General features: G+C 62.6%; 18 protein-coding genes. 11 read left to right on the top strand and 7 right to left on the bottom strand.

What is annotated here, in order from left to right:
* Positions 1 to 102 precede the first annotated feature (102 nt).
* Together BMW74_RS06545 and BMW74_RS06540 are read left to right on the top strand one after the other, a co-directional pair.
* A complete protein-coding gene (locus tag BMW74_RS06545) occupies positions 103 to 348 on the top strand; it encodes a GlsB/YeaQ/YmgE family stress response membrane protein (protein ID WP_093415336.1) in 246 nt (81 codons plus the stop codon).
* Positions 349 to 436: 88 nt separating this feature from the next.
* A complete protein-coding gene (locus BMW74_RS06540) occupies positions 437 to 973 on the top strand; it encodes a DUF3299 domain-containing protein (protein WP_093415334.1) in 537 nt (178 codons plus the stop codon).
* Positions 974 to 1,571: 598 nt separating this feature from the next.
* Here the strand turns inward: BMW74_RS06540 and BMW74_RS06535 are convergent.
* A complete protein-coding gene (locus tag BMW74_RS06535) occupies positions 1,572 to 2,471 on the bottom strand; it encodes a D-hexose-6-phosphate mutarotase (protein WP_093415331.1) in 900 nt (299 codons plus the stop codon).
* A gap of 46 nt (positions 2,472 to 2,517) precedes the next feature.
* Positions 2,518 to 2,922 (bottom strand): acyl-CoA thioesterase, encoded by a 405-nt coding sequence (locus tag BMW74_RS06530; protein ID WP_093415328.1) that lies wholly within the window; start codon positions 2,920 to 2,922, stop codon positions 2,518 to 2,520.
* Positions 2,923 to 3,286: 364 nt separating this feature from the next.
* Between BMW74_RS06530 and BMW74_RS06525 the strand changes: the two genes are divergently transcribed.
* The 7 genes from BMW74_RS06525 (at position 3,287) to BMW74_RS06495 (ending at position 12,882) form a co-directional block, all read left to right on the top strand.
* Positions 3,287 to 4,585 (top strand): MFS transporter, encoded by a 1,299-nt coding sequence (locus tag BMW74_RS06525; protein WP_093415326.1) that lies wholly within the window; start codon positions 3,287 to 3,289, stop codon positions 4,583 to 4,585.
* 229 nt (positions 4,586 to 4,814) lie between these two features.
* Positions 4,815 to 5,816, top strand: coding sequence for a phosphate ABC transporter substrate-binding protein PstS (locus BMW74_RS06520; protein ID WP_093415323.1), 1,002 nt, complete (start codon positions 4,815 to 4,817; stop codon positions 5,814 to 5,816).
* A 474-nt stretch (positions 5,817 to 6,290) separates the two neighbouring features.
* A complete protein-coding gene (locus tag BMW74_RS06515; protein WP_175479170.1) occupies positions 6,291 to 8,324 on the top strand; it encodes an ABC transporter permease subunit in 2,034 nt (677 codons plus the stop codon).
* Between the two features lie 15 nt (positions 8,325 to 8,339).
* Positions 8,340 to 10,010, top strand: a complete 1,671-nt coding sequence (gene pstA, locus BMW74_RS06510; RefSeq protein WP_093415318.1) for a phosphate ABC transporter permease PstA — start codon at positions 8,340 to 8,342, stop codon at positions 10,008 to 10,010.
* Between the two features lie 130 nt (positions 10,011 to 10,140).
* Positions 10,141 to 10,974 carry a phosphate ABC transporter ATP-binding protein PstB gene (gene pstB / locus BMW74_RS06505; protein ID WP_093415316.1) on the top strand — a complete coding sequence of 278 codons (834 nt, stop codon included), beginning with the start codon at positions 10,141 to 10,143 and terminating at the stop codon, positions 10,972 to 10,974.
* Between the two features lie 70 nt (positions 10,975 to 11,044).
* Positions 11,045 to 11,806 (top strand): phosphate signaling complex protein PhoU, encoded by a 762-nt coding sequence (gene phoU / locus BMW74_RS06500; protein ID WP_093415314.1) that lies wholly within the window; start codon positions 11,045 to 11,047, stop codon positions 11,804 to 11,806.
* Positions 11,807 to 11,973: 167 nt separating this feature from the next.
* Positions 11,974 to 12,882: a response regulator gene (locus tag BMW74_RS06495; RefSeq protein WP_093415311.1), complete on the top strand. Its 909-nt coding sequence runs from the start codon at positions 11,974 to 11,976 to the stop codon at positions 12,880 to 12,882.
* A gap of 136 nt (positions 12,883 to 13,018) precedes the next feature.
* On the opposite strand, the gene BMW74_RS06490 is transcribed toward BMW74_RS06495, so the two are convergent.
* The 3 genes from BMW74_RS06490 to phoB all read right to left on the bottom strand — a co-directional run bounded on the left by BMW74_RS06490 (position 13,019) and on the right by phoB (position 16,541).
* Positions 13,019 to 14,359 carry a hemolysin family protein gene (locus BMW74_RS06490; protein WP_093415308.1) on the bottom strand — a complete coding sequence of 447 codons (1,341 nt, stop codon included), beginning with the start codon at positions 14,357 to 14,359 and terminating at the stop codon, positions 13,019 to 13,021.
* A 124-nt stretch (positions 14,360 to 14,483) separates the two neighbouring features.
* Entirely contained in the window at positions 14,484 to 15,806 is a 1,323-nt protein-coding gene (phoR, locus tag BMW74_RS06485) for a phosphate regulon sensor histidine kinase PhoR (RefSeq protein WP_093415305.1), read from the bottom strand.
* A gap of 45 nt (positions 15,807 to 15,851) precedes the next feature.
* The gene (phoB, locus tag BMW74_RS06480; protein WP_093415303.1) at positions 15,852 to 16,541 is read right to left on the bottom strand and encodes a phosphate regulon transcriptional regulator PhoB; all 690 of its coding nucleotides are present in this window, start codon (positions 16,539 to 16,541) and stop codon (positions 15,852 to 15,854) included.
* A gap of 150 nt (positions 16,542 to 16,691) precedes the next feature.
* Between phoB and BMW74_RS06475 the strand changes: the two genes are divergently transcribed.
* Positions 16,692 to 17,075 (top strand): COG4315 family predicted lipoprotein, encoded by a 384-nt coding sequence (locus BMW74_RS06475; RefSeq protein WP_093415301.1) that lies wholly within the window; start codon positions 16,692 to 16,694, stop codon positions 17,073 to 17,075.
* A gap of 130 nt (positions 17,076 to 17,205) precedes the next feature.
* On the opposite strand, the gene ubiA is transcribed toward BMW74_RS06475, so the two are convergent.
* Both ubiA and BMW74_RS06465 read right to left on the bottom strand, forming a co-directional pair.
* On the bottom strand, positions 17,206 to 18,096 hold the full coding sequence (gene ubiA / locus BMW74_RS06470; RefSeq protein WP_093415299.1) for a 4-hydroxybenzoate octaprenyltransferase: 891 nt from the start codon (positions 18,094 to 18,096) through the stop codon (positions 17,206 to 17,208).
* Positions 18,096 to 18,659, bottom strand: coding sequence for a chorismate--pyruvate lyase family protein (locus tag BMW74_RS06465; RefSeq protein ID WP_093415297.1), 564 nt, complete (start codon positions 18,657 to 18,659; stop codon positions 18,096 to 18,098). The genes ubiA and BMW74_RS06465 overlap by 1 nt, the downstream gene beginning before the upstream one ends.
* Before the next feature lie 200 nt (positions 18,660 to 18,859).
* On the opposite strand from BMW74_RS06465, the gene BMW74_RS06460 reads away from it, so the two are divergent.
* Complete coding sequence (locus BMW74_RS06460) at positions 18,860 to 19,027, top strand: rubredoxin (protein ID WP_093415294.1); 168 nt, start codon at positions 18,860 to 18,862, stop codon at positions 19,025 to 19,027.
* The last annotated feature ends 12 nt before the right edge of the window (positions 19,028 to 19,039 follow it).

Genomic DNA, 19,039 nt, shown 5'->3' with positions numbered 1-19,039 from the left:
CGCGCCCGCGGCGGAACCTTCGGGTGTCGCCGCTCTCTGATGGCAGGATGCCAAAGTCTGGCTAGGCTTTGGCATACGCCACTTCATATCAGAGGAAACGCCATGGGCATTATCGGAACCATCTTCATCGGCTTGATCGTTGGCCTGCTGGCTCGTTTCCTGAAACCGGGCAACGACAGCATGGGCTGGATCATGACCATCCTGCTGGGCATTGGCGGTTCGCTGGCCGCCACCTACGGTGGGCAGGCGCTGGGGATCTATCAGGCGGGCCAGGGTGCGGGCTTCATCGGTGCCTTGGTGGGCGCGGTGGTGCTGCTGGTGATCTACGGCCTGGTCAAAAAGAGCTGATCGACGCGACAAGGCCTCCTGCCCGGTTTCCGCGCGGGGGGCTAGAATGCTCGGCGACTGATCGATCCTTCTTCTACCGAGCACCTTCATGCGCCGTCTCTTGTTGACTCTTGTCTTGTTGGGCCCTGGCCTGACGCACGCCGGCGACCTGCCGGAAACCGATTGGCTGGAGCTGATGCCCCAGTCGGACCAGCAGGCGCTCGAAGCCATGCCGGATATCGACCACGACTCCCCGGAAGCCAACGGCACCTTTACCGACAAGGGTGGCTTGAAGCAGAGCAAGGGTTTGCCGGCGGTGATGTATTCGACCAAGACCGTGGCGGCGATGAACGACAAGGCCATTCGCCTCGGGGGTTACCCGGTGCCGCTGGAAACCGACGGCAAGGGCCGCAGTACGTTGTTTTTCCTGGTGCCCTATCCAGGTGCTTGCATCCACGTGCCGCCACCGCCGCCTAATCAGTTGGTGTTGGTGCGTTATCCCAAGGGGTTGAAGCTCGATGACATCTATACCCCGTTGTGGGTGACCGGTACGTTGAAGGTCGAGAAGGTGACCAACGACCTGGCGGATGCGGCGTATGCGCTGGAGGCGACGAAGGTGCGGGTGGTGGTGGAGGCGGATTTGTAACGCTGACCCCCCTCCCGGACCCAGTGTGGGAGCGAGCCCGCTCGCGAAGGCGGCCTATCAGCCGACCTGGCTCTTGGCGGGTGGTGTACATATCCGTTGTTGCGGGTGTGGCGGCTGTTGGTTTCGCCCTGACGGTCGACTCCCTTTGGCAGACGCCCCAAAGGAAGCAAAGGTCTCGCCCCGAGCGTCCGGCCCCTCGCTAGGGCTCGGGGTTCCTTCGTTCCGGTATCCCTCTGGGGGCATCGCCTCCGGTTTGCTTCGCTGCACCTCCGTGCGATGAGTTCGACTGCGTCGAACGGCGCTGCGCGCCAGTCCCCAGAGGCATACCTCCACTCAGCCTGCCGATGGGGCGGGTGGATCAAGATCAAGAGCCAGATCAAGAGCGGCAGGCGAGCTAACGCTCGGCCTGTTGAGTGGTGAAGGGCGGTGCGGGGTGGTTGGGAGTTTGGTGGTGGTGGTGGTGGTGGTGGTGGTGGTGGATTTGCTTTTGGTGGGAGCGGGCTTGCTCGCGAATACGGTCTATCCGTTGGCTGAGAGGGTGACTGACACGCCGCATTCGCGAGCAGGCTCGCTCCCACAGTGTTTTTTGCGGTGTGGGTTAGAGCGCTTTGCTGGCGATACTCACGCCCAGGGTATGCCTGGCCCCCGGCGCCAATACCACGCTGTCATCCAGCACATTCGCGGTCTCGATGCACAGCATGCGTTGCCAGCCGTCTTCGGCCATGTCGCTGAACGCGGCGGCGCGTTCGGACCATGGGTTCCAGATCACGGTCGAGCGTGAACCGCGGGCGGTCAGTTCGATGCGGCGTTCCCAGGTCGGGTCCACCAGGCTCAGCGTCGGCGGGGTGTCGAGGTAGATGCGGTCGGTCTCGCCGGTAAAGTGCAGGTCGCCGTGCTGGGTGACGGTGGTCCAGTTGTCCAGGGTCTCGATGTAGCTCAAGCCGTCCAGGCCTTCGACGTGCACGTCGCGCACATCGCTGACCGCGTAGTAGGTGTGCAGCGCCTGGCTGATGTTGACGGGGTCGGCGCCGCGGTTGTGGCTGGTCAGGTGGATGTGCAGTTGCTCGTCCAGGCGAATGCTCAGCGTCAGGTCGACGTGGTGGGGCCAGCCCGGCAGGCCGCCGTCGGGGTAGGGCAGGACGAATTCCACCTTGAGGCTGTCGCCTTCGGCTTCAATCGTCCCCAGCTCCCAGTCCATCGCCCGTACCAGCCCATGGGCGGTGGCGGGCAGGTCGCTGGTGTGCATGGCCTTGACGCCGGGCGGGTTGCGGTCCAGGTTGCTGAACCACGGCCAGCACACCGGCACGCCGGCGCGGATGCTCTTGCCCGCCTTGAACCGCGCCTCATCGTTGAGCCAGATCAGCGGGGGTTGCCCAACGAGTTGATAGCTGAGGATGTGCGCGCCTTGCTGGGCGACCAGCAATTCGGCCTGGCCGTGGCGAATCCGCCAGCCGCTCAGTTCATCCAGGGTCACGACTTCAACGTTGGGCGTCTTCATGCTGGGCATCTCGTGCAGGATCAAGGATGAGCGTCGGCCGCCAGCGTTAGCGTGCCCGGGGTGGAACCGAACGGGTGCGGCCGCTGCCGTCGATGGCGACGAACACAAACACCGCCTCGGTGACTTTGCGCCATTCGCTGGACAGTGGGTCGTCGCTCCACACCTCGACCATCATCTTGATCGAGCTGCGGCCGATCTCCAGGGCTTGGGTGTAGAAGGACAATTGTGCGCCCACCGCGACCGGGACCAGGAACGCCATGCGATCAATGGCGACCGTGGCCACGCGGCCCCCGGCGACCTTGCTGGCCATCGCCGTGCCGGCCAGGTCCATCTGTGACACCAGCCAGCCGCCGAAAATATCGCCAAAGCCGTTGGTTTCGCGCGGTAGCGCGGTGATCTGCAGGGCCAGGTCGCCTTGCGGAATCGGATCGTCTTGTTCGAGCTCTATCATGCCGGGGGTGCCTCTGACCCGTGACTCTCATAGGTGTTTCAGGTGAATAGCCGTCTTGGGAAAAACGTTTCAGCCCGAACACAATGCGTTCGTCACGTTTCTCGTAAGGCGTACTAAGGGGAAACTCTGCGAAATCGGCTGACAGTGGCCAACGTCGTTTTCGCACAGCAACCCCCTACAAGCCGGAGCAAGGGTGCGAGTATATCGGTCGATAGACTCCACGACGACCGTCCGGTTCTCATTTAGGCGGTCAAATACGCGCTTCTATGTGCTTTTTCGAACAATTTGTTATGGTGCCGAACCTGCCCAAGCCCTTGCCAGCGTTGTTGGGGTTGCAGATTTGACTATAAGAGAAGTTCTTGCCATGACCACAGCGCCACCGAGCACGGCGACACCCGCGCAACCTGCACGTCCCTTGACCCGCAATGACTACAAGACCCTGTCGCTATCTGCCTTGGGCGGTGCGCTGGAGTTCTACGACTTCATCATCTTTGTGTTCTTCGCCACGGTTGTGGGTAAGTTGTTCTTCCCGCCGGACATGCCCGAGTGGCTACGGCTGATGCAGACGTTCGGCATCTTCGCTGCCGGCTACCTGGCGCGCCCCCTGGGCGGTATCGTCATGGCGCACTTCGGCGACCTGCTGGGACGCAAGAAGATGTTCACCCTGAGCATCTTCATGATGGCGGTACCGACGCTGATCATGGGCCTGCTGCCGACCTACGCGCAGATCGGCCTGTGGGCGCCGATCCTGTTGCTGCTGATGCGGGTGATCCAGGGCGCGGCCATTGGCGGAGAAGTGCCGGGCGCCTGGGTCTTCGTGTCCGAGCACGTGCCGCAACGCCACATCGGCTACGCCTGCGGCACCCTGACGTCGGGCCTGACGGCCGGGATCCTCCTGGGTTCGCTGATGGCCACCGCGATCAACAGCCTCTATACCCCCGAGCAAGTGGCCGACTACGCCTGGCGGATTCCATTCCTGATGGGCGGGGTGTTTGGCCTGTTCTCGGTCTACCTGCGCCGCTGGCTGCACGAGACCCCGGTGTTCGCCGAACTGCAACTGCGCAAGGCTCTGGCTGAAGAAGTGCCGCTGCGCACCGTGCTGCGCGACCATCGCGGCGCCATCGTCATCTCGATGCTGCTGACCTGGCTGCTGTCGGCCGGGATCATCGTGGTGATCCTGATGACCCCGACCGTGCTGCAAACGGTCTATCACTTCCCGGCGACGCTGGCACTGCAAGCCAACAGCGTGGCGATTGTGTTCCTGAGCCTGGGCTGCGTGGCTTCGGGGGCCCTGGCTGATCGCTTCGGCGCCGGGCGGGTGTTCGTGGCGGGCAGCAGCTTGTTGCTGATCAGCTCCTGGACTTTCTATCACAGCCTGTTCAATCACCCTGACTGGTTGTTCCCGATGTACGCCCTGACTGGCCTGCTGGTGGGCACCATTGGCGCCGTGCCGTACGTGATGGTCAAGTCGTTTCCGGCGGTGGTGCGCTTCAGCGGGCTGTCGTTCTCCTACAACCTGGCCTACGCAATCTTCGGCGGCCTGACGCCGATGGTCGTGACCCTGCTGCTCAAGGAAAGCCCGATGGGGCCGGCCTACTATGTGGCGATCATCTGCGGCGTGGGGATCGTCGTCGGTGGGTACCTGTGGAAGCAGGGGCGCTAGGGCCGGTTCCCTATCGCGTCTGTACGGGCGACATCGCGAGCAGGCTCGCTCCCACAGGATTAGCGCAATCCTTGTGGGAGCGAGCCTGCTCGCGATAAGGGCCCCCGAATTACCGCGTAACAGCCCCATGCTGGCCATTCATCCAATTGTCATATTCGCGTCATAGAGTGTTCACACGGTCTGCCGATACTTGGCCCCGACTTCACACACCTATTACCAGGAGTAAGGCATGAAACTGAAGCGTTTGATGGCGGCAATGACCTTTGTCGCTGCTGGCGTTGCGACTGCCAACGCAGTTGCCGCTGTTGACCCTGCGATCCCGAGCTACACCAAGACCACTGGTGTGTCGGGCAACCTGTCCAGCGTCGGCTCCGATACCCTGGCCAACCTCATGACCCTGTGGGCCGAGCACTACAAAAAAGAATACCCGAACGTCAACATCCAGATTCAGGCCGCCGGCTCTTCCACCGCGCCACCTGCGCTGACTGAAGGCACCGCTAACCTGGGCCCGATGAGCCGCAAGATGAAGGACAACGAGCTGCAGGCCTTCGAAACCAAATACGGCTACAAGCCGACCGCCATCCCGGTTGCGGTCGATGCCCTGGCCGTGTTCGTGCACAAGGACAACCCGATCCAGCACCTGACCATGGAACAAGTCGACGCGATCTTCTCCTCGACTCGCCTGTGCGGTGCCAAGGCTGATGTGAAGACCTGGGGCGAGCTGGGTGTGACCGGCGACCTGGCCAACAAGCCAGTGCAACTGTTTGGCCGTAACTCGGTATCCGGCACCTACGGCTACTTCAAGGAAGAAGCCCTGTGCAAAGGCGACTACAAGCCAAACGTCAACGAGCAACCAGGCTCGGCGTCGGTCGTGCAGTCGATCAGTTCCTCGCTGAACGGCATCGGCTACTCGGGCATCGGCTACAAGACCGCCAGCGTGAAGACCGTGGCCCTGGCCAAGAAAGGCAGCACTGACTTCATCGAAGACACCGAAGAAAACGCCCTGAACGGCAAGTACCCGCTGTCGCGTTTCCTCTACGTCTACGTCAACAAGGCCCCGAACAAGCCGCTGGCCCCGCTGGAAGCTGAGTTCGTGAAGCTGGTCCTGTCCAAGCAAGGCCAGGAAGTCGTGGTCAAGGACGGCTACATCCCACTGCCAGCCAAAGTCGCCGCCAAGGCACTGGCTGACCTGGGTCTGCAAGAAGGCGGCGCTGAAGTCGCAAAGAAGTAACACCTTGAGCCTGGCTTAGCCGGGTTCCAGTGTGGGAGCGAGCCTGCTCGCGAAGAGGGTGGCACATTCAACCGCGTTGTTGATGGGTACACCGCTTTCGCGAGCAGGCTCGCTTCCACACCACTCCAATTTCTCTATCCGCTGCCAGTTTCTACGGGCGGCGGATTTGTTGCGTCACTGCATTGTCATCTTTCTGTCATACAGGATCGCTAGGGTGTGCGCATGAATGATCTGGCCAATTCCCCAATGACTACGACTTCCCCTCCCAAGCGCATTGACTTCAATACGCCTGAATTGAAACGCAAGCGCCGCATTCGCGCGCTCAAGGACCACCTGACGCGCTGGTACGTGCTGATTGGCGGCCTCGCCGTTCTCGGCGCGATCACGCTGATCTTCTTCTTCCTTGGCTACGTCGTCGCGCCGCTGTTCCAGGGCGCCGACCTGACCGCCGAAGACGCGATCACCCCGGCCTGGATGCAGGACGCCGGCAAGCCGCTGATGATCTCCCTCGAAGAGCAGAACCAGGTCGCCATGCGGGTTTCCGACAAGGGCCAGGCGATTTTCTTCGACATCAACAATGGCGCCGAACTCAAGCGCGTCGACCTGGCAGTCCCGGCGGGCACGCACGTGACGTCCATCGGTGAAGACCAGCCCGGTACGCCGCTGGTGGCCGTGGGCTTGTCCAATGGCCAGGCGCTGGTGTTCCGCCACACCTACAGGGTCAGCTACCCGGACGGCAAGAAAACCATCTCGCCGGCCATCGAGTACCCCTACGGCGAAGCACCGATTGCGTTGAATGAAGAGGGCGGTGCGCTGGAGCACGTCAGCCTCAACGCCAGCGATTCGGCCCTGGTCCTGGCCGGCTCCACCGGCGCGCAATTGCACGTGCTGTCGCTCAGCCGTGAAGAAAACATGATGACCGGCGAAGTCACCAGCGAGCGCAAGCGCATCGAGCTGCCGCAAATGACTGAGGCGGTGAAGAACATCTTCGTCGACCCGCGCCAGCAGTGGCTGTACGTGGTCAACGGGCGTGCCCAGGCCGACGTGTTCAGCCTGCGCGACAACAGCCTCAACGGTCGCTACAAACTGTTGGACGACGGTGAAGCCCAGGTCACGGCCAGCACTCAGCTGGTCGGTGGCATCTCGCTGATCATCGGTGACTCCAGCGGTGGCCTGGCCCAGTGGTTCATGGCCCGTGACCCGGATGGCGAGCAACGCCTCAAGCAGATCCGCACCTTCCAGATGGGTAAGGCGCCGATCATTGAAATCACCGCCGAAGAGCGCCGCAAGGGCTTCGTCGCCCTGGATGCGTCCGGCAAGCTCGGGGTGTTCCACAGCACCGCCCACCGTACGTTGCTGGTGGACCAGGTGGTCGAGGGCCCGGGGGTCTTCGGCCTGTCGCCACGGGCCAACCGCGTGATCGTGGAAGCCGGCGGCAAGCTGCAACCGCTGCTGCTGGACAACCCGCACCCGGAAGTGTCCTGGAGCGCGCTGTGGAGCAAGGTCTGGTACGAGAACTACGACGAGCCTAAATACGTCTGGCAGTCGACCGCCGCCAACAGCGACTTCGAACCCAAGCTGAGCCTGTCGCCGCTGACGTTCGGTACCCTCAAAGCTGCGTTCTACGCCATGCTGCTGGCCGCGCCGCTGGCCATTGCCGCCGCAATCTACACCGCTTACTTCATGGCCCCGGGCATGCGCCGCAAGGTCAAGCCGGTGATCGAACTGATGGAAGCGATGCCGACGGTGATCCTCGGCTTCTTCGCCGGCCTGTTCCTGGCGCCGTACGTGGAAGGGCATTTGCCGGGGATCTTCAGCCTGTTGCTGCTGATGCCGGTGGGCATCCTGGTGGCCGGCTTCACCTTCAGCCGCCTGCCCGAGTCGATCCGCCTGAAAGTCCCGGACGGCTGGGAAGCCGCGATCCTGATCCCGGTGATCCTGTTCGTGGGTTGGCTGTCGCTGTACATGAGCCCGTACCTGGAGACCTGGTTCTTCGGCGGCGACATGCGCATGTGGATCTCCCATGACCTGGGCATCACCTACGACCAGCGCAACGCCCTGGTGGTTGGCCTGGCCATGGGTTTTGCGGTGATCCCGAACATCTACTCGATCGCCGAAGACGCCGTGTTCAGCGTGCCACGGGGCCTGACCCTGGGCTCCCTGGCCCTCGGCGCCACGCCGTGGCAGACCATGACGCGGGTGGTGATCCTCACCGCTAGCCCGGGCATCTTCTCGGCCCTGATGATCGGCATGGGCCGCGCGGTCGGGGAAACCATGATCGTGCTGATGGCCACCGGCAACACGCCGGTGATGGAGATGAACCTGTTCGAAGGCCTGCGCACCCTGGCGGCCAACGTCGCGGTGGAGATGCCGGAGTCGGAAGTCGGCGGCAGCCACTACCGCGTGCTGTTCCTCTCGGCGCTGGTGCTGCTGCTGTTCACCTTCGTCATGAACACCCTCGCGGAACTGATTCGTCAGCGTCTGCGCAAGAAATACTCGTCGCTTTAAGAAAGGTAGAAGTCTGTGAAACAGAACTCCCTGAATGGATGGTTCAAGAGCGGCGCCCCGGGCGTCTGGATCAGCGGTGGCGCGGTGGCTATCGCCGTCATCATGACCATTGGCCTGCTGGCGGTGATCGCCGTGCGCGGCCTGGGCCACTTCTGGCCGTCGGACCTGATCCACGCCAGCTATGACGTGCCGGGCCAGGCCAATCACCTGGTCATCGGTGAAGTGGTCCAGAAGGAAGAAGTGCCGCGCGAACGCCTGAAGAGCGCCGGCCTGCCGGTGCCCGATGTCGGCCCCGAGTTCATGACCCGGGAGCTGATCAAGGTCGGCAACCGTGACCTGAACGGCAACGACTTCACCTGGGTGGTGGGCGAGTGGCTGACCAACCAGACCACGCCGCCGGAGCTGATGGCGATCGAGCGGCGTGAGTGGGGTAACTTCTACGGCTACCTGGTCAACGTCAAGGAAGGCGGCAAGGTCATCGCCGAAGGCCAGGCGGCCTGGCCTGAGTTGCAAGCGCGGATCGATCGGGTGAATACGCTCGCGGCACAGCTCAAGACCATCGAGAAGTCCGACATCGGCGCGATCAACGCGGGCCTGGAGCGCATCCGCCTGCACGGTCGCAAGCTGGAGCTGGACGGCAAGCTCGACGCCACGGCGCAGGCCGACATGGAGTCCGAGCGCGCCGAGCTCAATGCCCGTTACCAGGCCATCGAAGCGCGCCTGAGTGACCTGCATGCGCAGTTCAACCGCGACAGCCTGACCGCCCGCGATGCCAACGGCAAAGAGATTGAAATCGGCCTGGGCAAGGTGGTTCACGCCTACCAGCCGAACGCCATGGGCACCTTGACCAAGATCGGTTTCTACTTCGCCAAGGTCTGGGAGTTCCTCAGCGACGACCCGCGTGAAGCCAACACCGAAGGCGGGATTTTCCCGGCGATCTTCGGCACCGTGATGATGACCCTGATCATGGCGATGATCGTGACCCCGTTCGGCGTGCTGGCGGCGGTGTACCTGCGTGAGTACGCTAAACAGAACACCTTGACCCGGGTGATTCGGATCGCCGTGAACAACCTGGCCGGCGTGCCAGCGATTGTCTACGGTGTGTTCGGCTTGGGCTTTTTCGTCTATGTGCTGGGCGGCTCGGTCGACCGGCTGTTCTTCCCCGAAGCGCTGCCGGCCCCGACCTTCGGTACGCCGGGCCTGTTGTGGGCGTCCTTGACCCTGGCGTTGCTGGCCGTGCCGGTGGTGATCGTGGCCACCGAAGAAGGCCTGGCGCGGATCCCGCGCACCGTGCGCGAGGGCTCGCTGGCCCTCGGCGCGACCAAGGCCGAGACGCTGTGGAAGATTGTCCTGCCAATGGCCAGCCCGGCGATGATGACCGGCATGATCCTCGCGGTGGCCCGTGCCGCCGGTGAAGTGGCGCCGCTGATGCTGGTGGGCGTGGTGAAGCTGGCGCCGTCGCTGCCACTGGACGGCAACTACCCGTACTTGCACCTGGACCAGAAGATCATGCACCTGGGCTTCCATATCTATGACGTCGGCTTCCAGAGCCCGAACGTCGAAGCCGCCCGACCGCTGGTGTACGCCACGGCGCTGTTGCTGGTGCTGGTGATCGCCACCCTGAACCTGTCGGCGGTGTGGATTCGTAACCACCTGCGCGAGAAGTACAAGGCGTTGGATAGCTGATGTGATGCAGCACTGATTATTCTGTGGGAGCGAGCCTGCTCGCGAAGCGTCTGGCGCCAGTGATGGCCCCTTCGCGAGCAGGCTCGCTCCCACGCAACCAAACCGAATTTGTTAGCACAGGGAGCCTCCCATGCAGCACGAAGCACACACCCACGGCATCAACATGTCGGCATTGGGTCGCGACAAACAGAGCCTGAGTCTTGAGCAGGAAACCGTGGCCATCGAAGTGCCGGGCCTGAGCCTGTTCTACGGCGACAAGCAAGCGCTGTTCGACGTCAGCATGAACATCCCGAAACAGCGCGTAACCGCGTTCATCGGTCCGTCCGGCTGCGGCAAGTCAACGCTGCTGCGCACCTTCAACCGCATGAACGACCTGGTGGACGGCTGCCGCGTCGAAGGCGAGATCAACCTCTACGGCAACAACATCTACCGCAAGGGCGAAGACGTGGCCGAGCTGCGTCGTCGCGTCGGCATGGTGTTCCAGAAGCCCAACCCGTTCCCCAAGACCATCTATGAAAACGTGGTCTACGGCCTGCGCATCCAGGGCATCAACAAGAAGCGCGTGCTCGACGAAGCCGTCGAGTGGGCGTTGAAAGGCGCGGCGCTGTGGGATGAGGTCAAGGACCGCCTGCACGAATCGGCCCTGGGCCTGTCCGGTGGCCAGCAGCAACGTCTGGTGATCGCCCGCACCATCGCCGTGGAGCCGGAGGTGCTGCTGCTCGACGAACCGTGCTCGGCACTCGATCCGATCTCGACGTTGAAAGTCGAAGAGCTGATCTACGAGCTCAAGTCCAAGTTCACCATCGTCATCGTGACCCACAACATGCAACAGGCGGCCCGGGTTTCCGACTACACCGCGTTCATGTACATGGGCAAGCTGGTGGAGTTCGGTGACACTGACACCTTGTTCACCAATCCGGCGAAGAAGCAGACCGAAGACTACATCACCGGTCGCTACGGCTAGGAAGCTGTGGTTCTGATTGCACTGACGCTGCGGTTCTCCGCACCCTACGGGACGCTCCAAGGACGCCAACATGATTAGCAAAGAAGGCCTTACCCATCACATCTCCGCGCAGTTCAACGCCGAGCTCGAGGAAGTGCGCAGCCACCTCCTGGCCATGGGTGGGCTGGTGGAGAAGCAAGTCAACGACGCGGTCACTGCGCTGATCGAGGCCGACTCGGGCCTGGCCCAGCAGGTGCGCGAGATCGACGACCAGATCAACCAGATGGAACGCAACATCGACGAAGAATGCCTGCGCATTCTCGCCCGTCGCCAGCCGGCGGCGTCCGACCTGCGGTTGATCATCAGCATCTCCAAGTCGGTGATCGATTTGGAGCGCATCGGCGACGAAGCCACCAAGATCGCCCGGCGCGCGATCCAGTTGTGCGAAGAAGGCGAGGCCCCGCGTGGCTACGTCGAGGTGCGCCACATCGGCGACCAGGTGCGCAACATGGTCCGCGATGCGCTGGATGCCTTTGCCCGTTTCGACGCCGAGCTGGCGTTGTCGGTGGCCCAGTACGACAAGATCATCGACCGCGAGTACAAGACCGCGCTGCGTGAGCTGGCGACCTACATGATGGAAGACCCGCGCTCGATCTCGCGGGTGCTGAGCATTATCTGGGTCCTGCGTTCGCTGGAGCGCATCGGTGATCACGCGCGCAACATCTCGGAGTTGGTGATCTACCTGGTGCGCGGCACCGACGTACGGCACATGGGCCTCAAGCGCATGAAGGCCGAAGTTGAAGGCACCCGCGGCGAAAGCGCTAATGTTCCGGAGGCGGCTGACGATAACTAAGGTTGCCCAGGTAAAAACGCCCGGCCTTTTGGTCGGGCGTTTTTGTTTGTGCCGTATGGATTTCATAGCACCCGCGAACGCAACACGTCCCGGCGTGACTGAACAGTTTTGGCGAAATGCCATCAGCCAGGCAGTATGCTGGCCGGGATTAAAACGAGGGGTGGTCGATGAGTAAGGTCAGTGTGTTGGTCGTGGACGATGCCGCGTTCATTCGAGACTTGGTGAAGAAGTGCCTGCGCAACTACTTCCCGGGCATGCGCATCGAAGACGCGATCAACGGCAAGAAGGCCCAGGCCATGCTGGCTCGGGAAGCCTTCGACCTGGTCCTGTGCGACTGGGAAATGCCAGAGATGTCTGGCCTCGAACTGCTGACCTGGTGCCGCGCGCAGGACGCACTCAAGGCCATGCCGTTTGTCATGGTCACCAGCCGTGGTGACAAGGAAAACGTGGTCCAGGCCATTCAGGCCGGTGTCACGGGCTATGTAAGCAAGCCGTTTACCAACGAACAACTGCTGACCAAGGTCAAGCAGGCGCTGAACAAGGTGGGCAAACTCGACGCCTTGATGAACCATGCGCCGGCCAAGGTCAACTCGGCCTTTGGCAACGACTCCCTCAGCGCCCTGACCGGCGGCAAGGCGCCCACCGTGGTCCCGGCCCCCAACGCCCTCCTGCAAAGTGCCGCCGCGCCCGCCAAGGGGATCATCAACAGCCCGGCCGTCAAGGCGCCCCTGGCAGCGGGTGCGCGCGGCCAAGGCCAATTGCGCCTGCCCAGTGGCACCCAGCCGTGTGTGATCAAGGCCCTGAGCATCAAGGAGGCGCTGCTGGTGGTCAAGCGCACCGAAACCCTGCCCCAGGTACTCGACAGCGCCGTGCTCGACCTGGAGCAGGGCGACAATGCCGAGGTGGCCCGCCTGAACGGCTACCTGCACGCCATCGTCGCCCACGAACCCAAGCCCGACAGCGAATGGCTGCAACTGACCTTCCGCTTCGTCGACCAGGATGCACAGAAACTCGACTACATCTCCCGCCTGATCGCCCGGGGCACGGCACAGAAGCATTTTGTGCCGGGGGCATAGATCCCGCATCGCCTGACTTGACGCCTTCGCGAGCAGGCTCGCTCCCACCCTGAATCGGTGCCGGACCACGGGCTTGTGGTTGGTACTCATCAGGTGGGAGCGAGCCTGCTCGCGAACGGCGCCGCGTCGATTTGGGTCAATCGAGCAACAACACCTTGGCCAGCACGATCTTCGGGCCTTTCATCTTTTTGATGATGATCCGCAAGCCTTCGACTTCCAGGACTTCTTCCTCTTCCGGCACGCGCTTGAGGCTGTCATAGACCAGGCCGGCGAGGGTTTCGGCTTCGACGTGGTCGAGGTCGACGCCCAGCAGGCGTTCGACCTTGAACAGCGGCGTGTCACCGCGTACCAAGAGCTTGCCCGGCTGGTAGGCCAGGATGCCGCGCTCGGCCTTGCGGTGTTCGTCCTGGATGTCGCCGACCAACACTTCCAGCACGTCTTCCATGGTCAGGTAGCCGATGATGTTGCCGTCGGCCTCTTCAACCACGGCGAAGTGCGAGCCGCCCTTGCGGAATTGCTCCAGCAACTGCGACAGCGGCATGTGCCGCGACACGCGTTCCAGAGGGCGCGTCAGCTCGGCCAGGTTGAACGACTCGGGGATATGGTCGAGTTCGGCCAGTTCCAGCAGCAGGTCTTTGATGTGCAGCAGGCCGACGAACTCCTGGCGGACGCTGTCGTACACCGGGTAGCGGCTGAACTTGTGGCGACGGAACAGCGCGAGGATTTCCTTGAGCGGTGCATTGAACTCAAGGGTCACCAGGTCTTCTCGGGAGTTGGCCCAGTCGACCACTTCCAGCTCGCCCATTTCCACGGCCGAGGCCAGCACACGCATGCCCTGGTCGCTCGGGTCCTGGCCACGGCTGGAGTGCAGGATCAATTTCAGCTCTTCACGGCTGTAGTGGTGATCGTGATGGGGGCCGGGTTCACCTTGGCCGGCGATGCGCAAGATGGCGTTGGCGCTGGCGTTGAGCAGGTAAATGGCCGGGTACATGGACCAGTAGAACAAGTACAGCGGCACGGCGGTCCACAGCGACAGCAGTTCGGGTTTGCGGATGGCCCAGGATTTGGGGGCCAGCTCACCGATCACGATGTGCAGGTAGGAAATGATGAAGAAGGCGGTAAAGAACGACACGCCCTTGATCACTTCAGGCGACTCGACGCCGACTGCGCCGAGCAGCGGCTCGAGAATGTGGGCGAACGCCGGTTCACCGACCCAGCCAAGGCCCAGGGAGGCGAGGGTGATACCCAGCTGGCACGCCGACAGGTAGGCGTCGAGCTGGTTGTGAACGGTACGCAGGATGTGGCCGCGCCAGCCGTTTTTCTCGGCAATGGCTTCGACTCGGGTCGAGCGCAACTTGACCATGGCAAATTCTGCCGCAACGAAGAAACCGTTGAGCACAACCAGGATCAGAGCAAAAAGAATCATGCCGAAATCGGCGAAGAGTGTAGCGAGGGACAAACCAGGGGAAGGGTCCATGATGGAGTTTTGCGGGTTCCGTATGAGTCGAAAAAAAGGTGCTTCAGGCGCCTGAGCGGCAGGCCCGAGTCGGCCAATGTAGCGGCTGACAGGGCGATTGCCTAGTGTTCCGTCATCACACAGGCTAGTCGGTCAGGCTGCGGACCGTCGATTTTGTCACCTGGGCGGGGGCGAAATGGCAGGTAAAGGTGCTGCCGTGGCCCAGCACGCTGCTGATCTCCATGCGTGCACGGTGGCGTAACAAAACGTGTTTGACGATGGCCAGGCCCAGCCCGGTTCCGCCGGTGTTGGAGTTGCGGCTGGAGTCGACGCGGTAGAAGCGTTCGGTCAGGCGTGGCAGGTGTTTGCTGTCGATGCCGATCCCCGAGTCCTGCACGCTCAGGTGCGCACCGTGTTCGTCGGCCCACCAGCGGATGCGGATAGTGCCTTCGTCCGGGGTGTACTTCACCGCGTTGAACACCAGGTTGGAGAACGCGCTGCGCAACTCCGCTTCACTGCCCTTGAGCTGGACCGAGGCGTCCGCGTCCAGGGTAATGCGCTGGTTGCGCGGTCCGGACAGCGCCTGGGCGTCGCCCTTGATCGACTGCAACAGGCTGTCGATGGCCACCGGCTGGTTGTCCGAGGGGTAATCGGTGGCTTCCAGCTTGGCCAGCAGCAGCAGGTCATTGAGCAGGGTTTGCATGCGCTCGCCTTGCTGTTGCATCTGCTGCAGGGCACGGCTCCAGCGTGGGTTCACGTCGTCGACGTTGTCGAGCAGGGTTTCCAGGTAGCCGCAGATCACCGTCAACGGGGTGCGCAGTTCGTGGGAGACGTTGGCGATGAAATCCTTGCGCATCTGCTCCAGTTGATGGATCCGTGTGACGTCGCGCACCAGCATCAAGTGCTCGTTGTTGCCGTAGCGCGTGATGTACAGCTGAATGCGCAGCCGCTCGTTGGTCGGCGAGGGGATCTCCAGCGGCTCGGCATAGCTGTCCTGCTCGAAGTACTCCTTGAAGCGCGGGTGGCGCACCAGGTTGGTCACCGGCTGGCCGCTGTCCTGCGGCGTCTTGAGGCCCAGCAGGGTCTCGGCGGCGCGGTTCCACCACTCCAGGTTGCCGTCGCTGTCGAGCATCACCACCGCGTCCTTGAGCGCGGCGGTGGACTCCTGGACCCGGTCGATCACCGCTTGCAGGCGCCCGCGCACGCGTTGGTCGCGGCGTTGCAGGTGGTAGATGCTGTCGAACACCTCGCCCCACAGGCCGTAGCCATCGGGCGGTGCTTCATCGGGTTTGTGCAGGCGCAACCACTCGTGCAGGCGCAGCAACTGCTTGAGGGTCCAGGCCAGGTAGAGACCGATGCCGACGGCCAGGCTCCAGCCATATTCACCCGTGATCAGGCCGATCACCAGGCAGGCGGTGGCCAGCAACAACAGGTGGCGGATCAGGGTGCCATGCCAGTTTTGGTTCACTTGAACATGCGTCCTTGTCAGCGTGCCGAGCGGGTCAGGAGTGGCTCAGGCCTTGGTCGAGAAACGATAGCCAGTGCCGCGCACGGTTTGTACCAGATGTTCATAGGCATCACCCAGGGCTTTGCGCAGGCGGCGGATGTGCACGTCGACGGTGCGCTCTTCCACATACACATTGCCGCCCCAGACCTGGTCCAGCAACTGGCCACGGGTGTAGGCACGTTCCTGGTGGGTCATGAAGAACTGCAGCAGGCGATATTCGGTCGGCCCCATTTCAGCAGGCTTGCCGTCGATGGTCACGCGGTGGCTGATGGGGTCCAGCAGCAGGCCACCGACTTCAATCGGGGTTTCGCCGTCGGTCGGCCCGGTGCGGCGCAGCACCGCCTTCAGGCGCGCGACCAGTTCGCGTGGGGAAAAGGGTTTGGTGATGTAGTCATCGGCGCCGACTTCCAGGCCCTGGATCTTGTTGTCCTCTTCGCCTTTGGCGGTGAGCATGATGATCGGGATACCGCCGGTCAGTTCATCACGCTTGAGGCGCCGGGCCAACTCGATGCCGGAGGTGCCGGGCAACATCCAGTCGAGCAGGATCAGGTCCGGCTTGCGGTCGACGATGATGGCGTGGGCCTGTTGGGAGTTCTCGGCCTCCAGGCAGTCATAGCCGGCCATCTCCAACGCCACGGCGATCATTTCGCGAATGGGCGCTTCGTCGTCGACGATCAGAATGCTCCTGCCAACCATGCCTTTCTCCTCGTGTCATTGAACTGTCTTGCGCGCATTAGATAACGGAATTATTGCAGTCGTGTTACAGCAGTTTAGTGGGGAGGCGATGGGGATGATCCTGGACTACGCTTTAAGTCCGAATCCTGACAACCACACAAGAAGGTTTCCATGACTTACTTGACGCAATCCTGGAAGGCCCTGCTGCTCGGCGCTGCGTTGATCCTGCCGTCCCTGGCCCTGGCTGCCGGCCCCGCCATGGAAAAGGACGGCATGTTCACCGATCACAAGGGCATGACCTTGTACACCTTTGCCAAGGACACGGGTGGCAAGTCGGCGTGCAATGACAAGTGCGCAGCCAACTGGCCACCGCTCGCCGCAACGGCGGGGGACAAGTCCATGGGCGACTGGACGGTGATCCAGCGTGACGACGGTTCGATGCAATGGGCCTACGAAGGCCAACCGTTGTACACCTTCGTGATGGACAAGATGCCAGGGGAGAAGACGGGCGAGGGCAAGATGGACGGCGCCTGGAAGATCGCCAAGGCCAAGTGATCCCGATACACCACACCCTGTGGGAGCGGGCTTGCTCGCGAAAGCGTCGGGTCAGTCACATCGATGTTGAAGTGACGCCACCTTCGCGAACAGGCTCGCTCCCACAAAGGATTGATCTCCCACAAGGGGCTCAGCGCAGTGCGTAATCGAGCACAATCCCCACGAAAATCGCCAGCCCCGCCCAGTGGTTGTGCAGGAACGCCCGGAAGCACTTGAGCCGGTCCCTGTCGCGGGTGTACCAGAACTCCCAGGCAAAGCACCCGGCCGCCGCCAGCAGCCCGAGTTTGAACCAGCCCCCCAGCTCGAAGGTTGAACCGGCCAGCAGCAAGCACAGCAGCGCCAGGCCTTGCAGGGTGAGGATGATCACCCGGTCGGCGTCGCCAAACAGGATGGCCGTGGACTTCACCCCGATCTTCAGGTCGTCATCGCGGTCCGTCATGGCGTAGTACGTGTCGTAGCCCACCGTCCACAGCAGGTTGGCGATCCACAGGAGCCAGGCGATGGCCGGCAGTTCACCGGTCTCGGCGGTGAAGGCCATCGGCATGCCCCATGAGAATGCCGCGCCCAGCACCACTTGCGGGTAGTAGGTGTAGCGCTTCATGAACGGGTAAGTCGCCGCCAGTGCCAGGCCGCCGAACGACAGCCAGACCGTCGGCGCGTTGGTGCACAGCACCAGCAGGAAACTCAGGCCCATCAGCACGGCGAAGAACACCAACGCTTCTTTGGAACTGATCCGGCCGGCGGCCAACGGGCGTTGCGCGGTGCGTTTGACGTGGCCATCGACCTTGCGATCTGCCCAGTCGTTGATCACACAACCGCCGGCGCGGGTCAGCACCACGCCGAGGGTGAAGATCACGATGTTGGCCAGCGACGGCGAACCCTTGCCGGCGATCCACAGTGCCCACAGCGTGGGCCAGAGCAGCAGGTAGATGCCGATGGGCTTGTCCATGCGCGTGAGCTGGATAAAGTCCCAGGCACGAGGGTTCAAGCGGTTCAGTGACTGGAGCAGGCGTTGGTACATCAGCAGTTCTCCTCCTTCAAACCAGCGGCACACCACAGTGCCGGCAGGAAAATTTCAGCGACCAGCACACTCAGGGCCCCGCGGTCGAAACGCGAGCGTCGGCCCCACAGGCCGGGTGCCCGGGACTCACTGGGCAGCCAGTGCGGCGGGTAATGGCAGACCTCGATGGCGCGGCGGGAAAAGGCCTGGTCACAAAATAGCAACTCGCCCAGCGAGCGGCTGCCCAGCGCATCCATGTTCAGCCCACCCTCCTGCAAGGCACTGCGCGCGGCCACGCTGCGGGCAAACACCCAGGCCTGGCCGTGACCGCGCAAATACACCTCGCGCACCCAGCCTTCACTGCCGTCAGGCAGCGTCAGTGCCGCGCATTCATCGGGGCGCAACGGCTGCCATCCCTCAAACAGCGGGGTGACACTGAAGCCGTCATCCGACAAACGGGTCAGGCGGCGGGTGAGCGAGCCTTCATCGAACAGCCAATCCAGGGTCGGGGCATCGGGAAGGGGCGTCAGTTGACGTTGCGACAGCCACAAAGGCGCGGCAGGCAGGGCGGTTGAGTGCGGCACTGAGGGTCATTATTGGCAGCCAATGAGGCGCCGAGCTTACCATGTCGGGCGTTGCTGTTGACTGATCGGCGGGGCAATGGCGCCGAACAGGCTTGCATCTGGCGCGCCCGATCAGTACAAAACGCCCTGAGCCGCGCGGCAGACCTGAAACAGGCGACCGCACGCGCCAACCAGCCGGTGAACCTTAAGGAAAATCAGTAATGAAAAAGTGGCAATGCGTGGTCTGTGGGCTGATCTACAACGAAGCCGACGGCTGGCCGGATGACGACATCGCGCCCGGTACGCGTTGGGAAGACGTGCCGGCAGACTGGCTGTGCCCGGACTGCGGCGTGGGCAAGATGGACTTTGAAATGATTGAAATCAACTAAGACGCAAGAGGA

Source organism: Pseudomonas sp. ok272, from assembly GCF_900109995.1.
Taxonomy (GTDB): domain Bacteria; phylum Pseudomonadota; class Gammaproteobacteria; order Pseudomonadales; family Pseudomonadaceae; genus Aquipseudomonas.
Note: the sequence above shows the minus strand (reverse complement) of the source record. Positions and strands in the feature narration are given on the sequence as shown.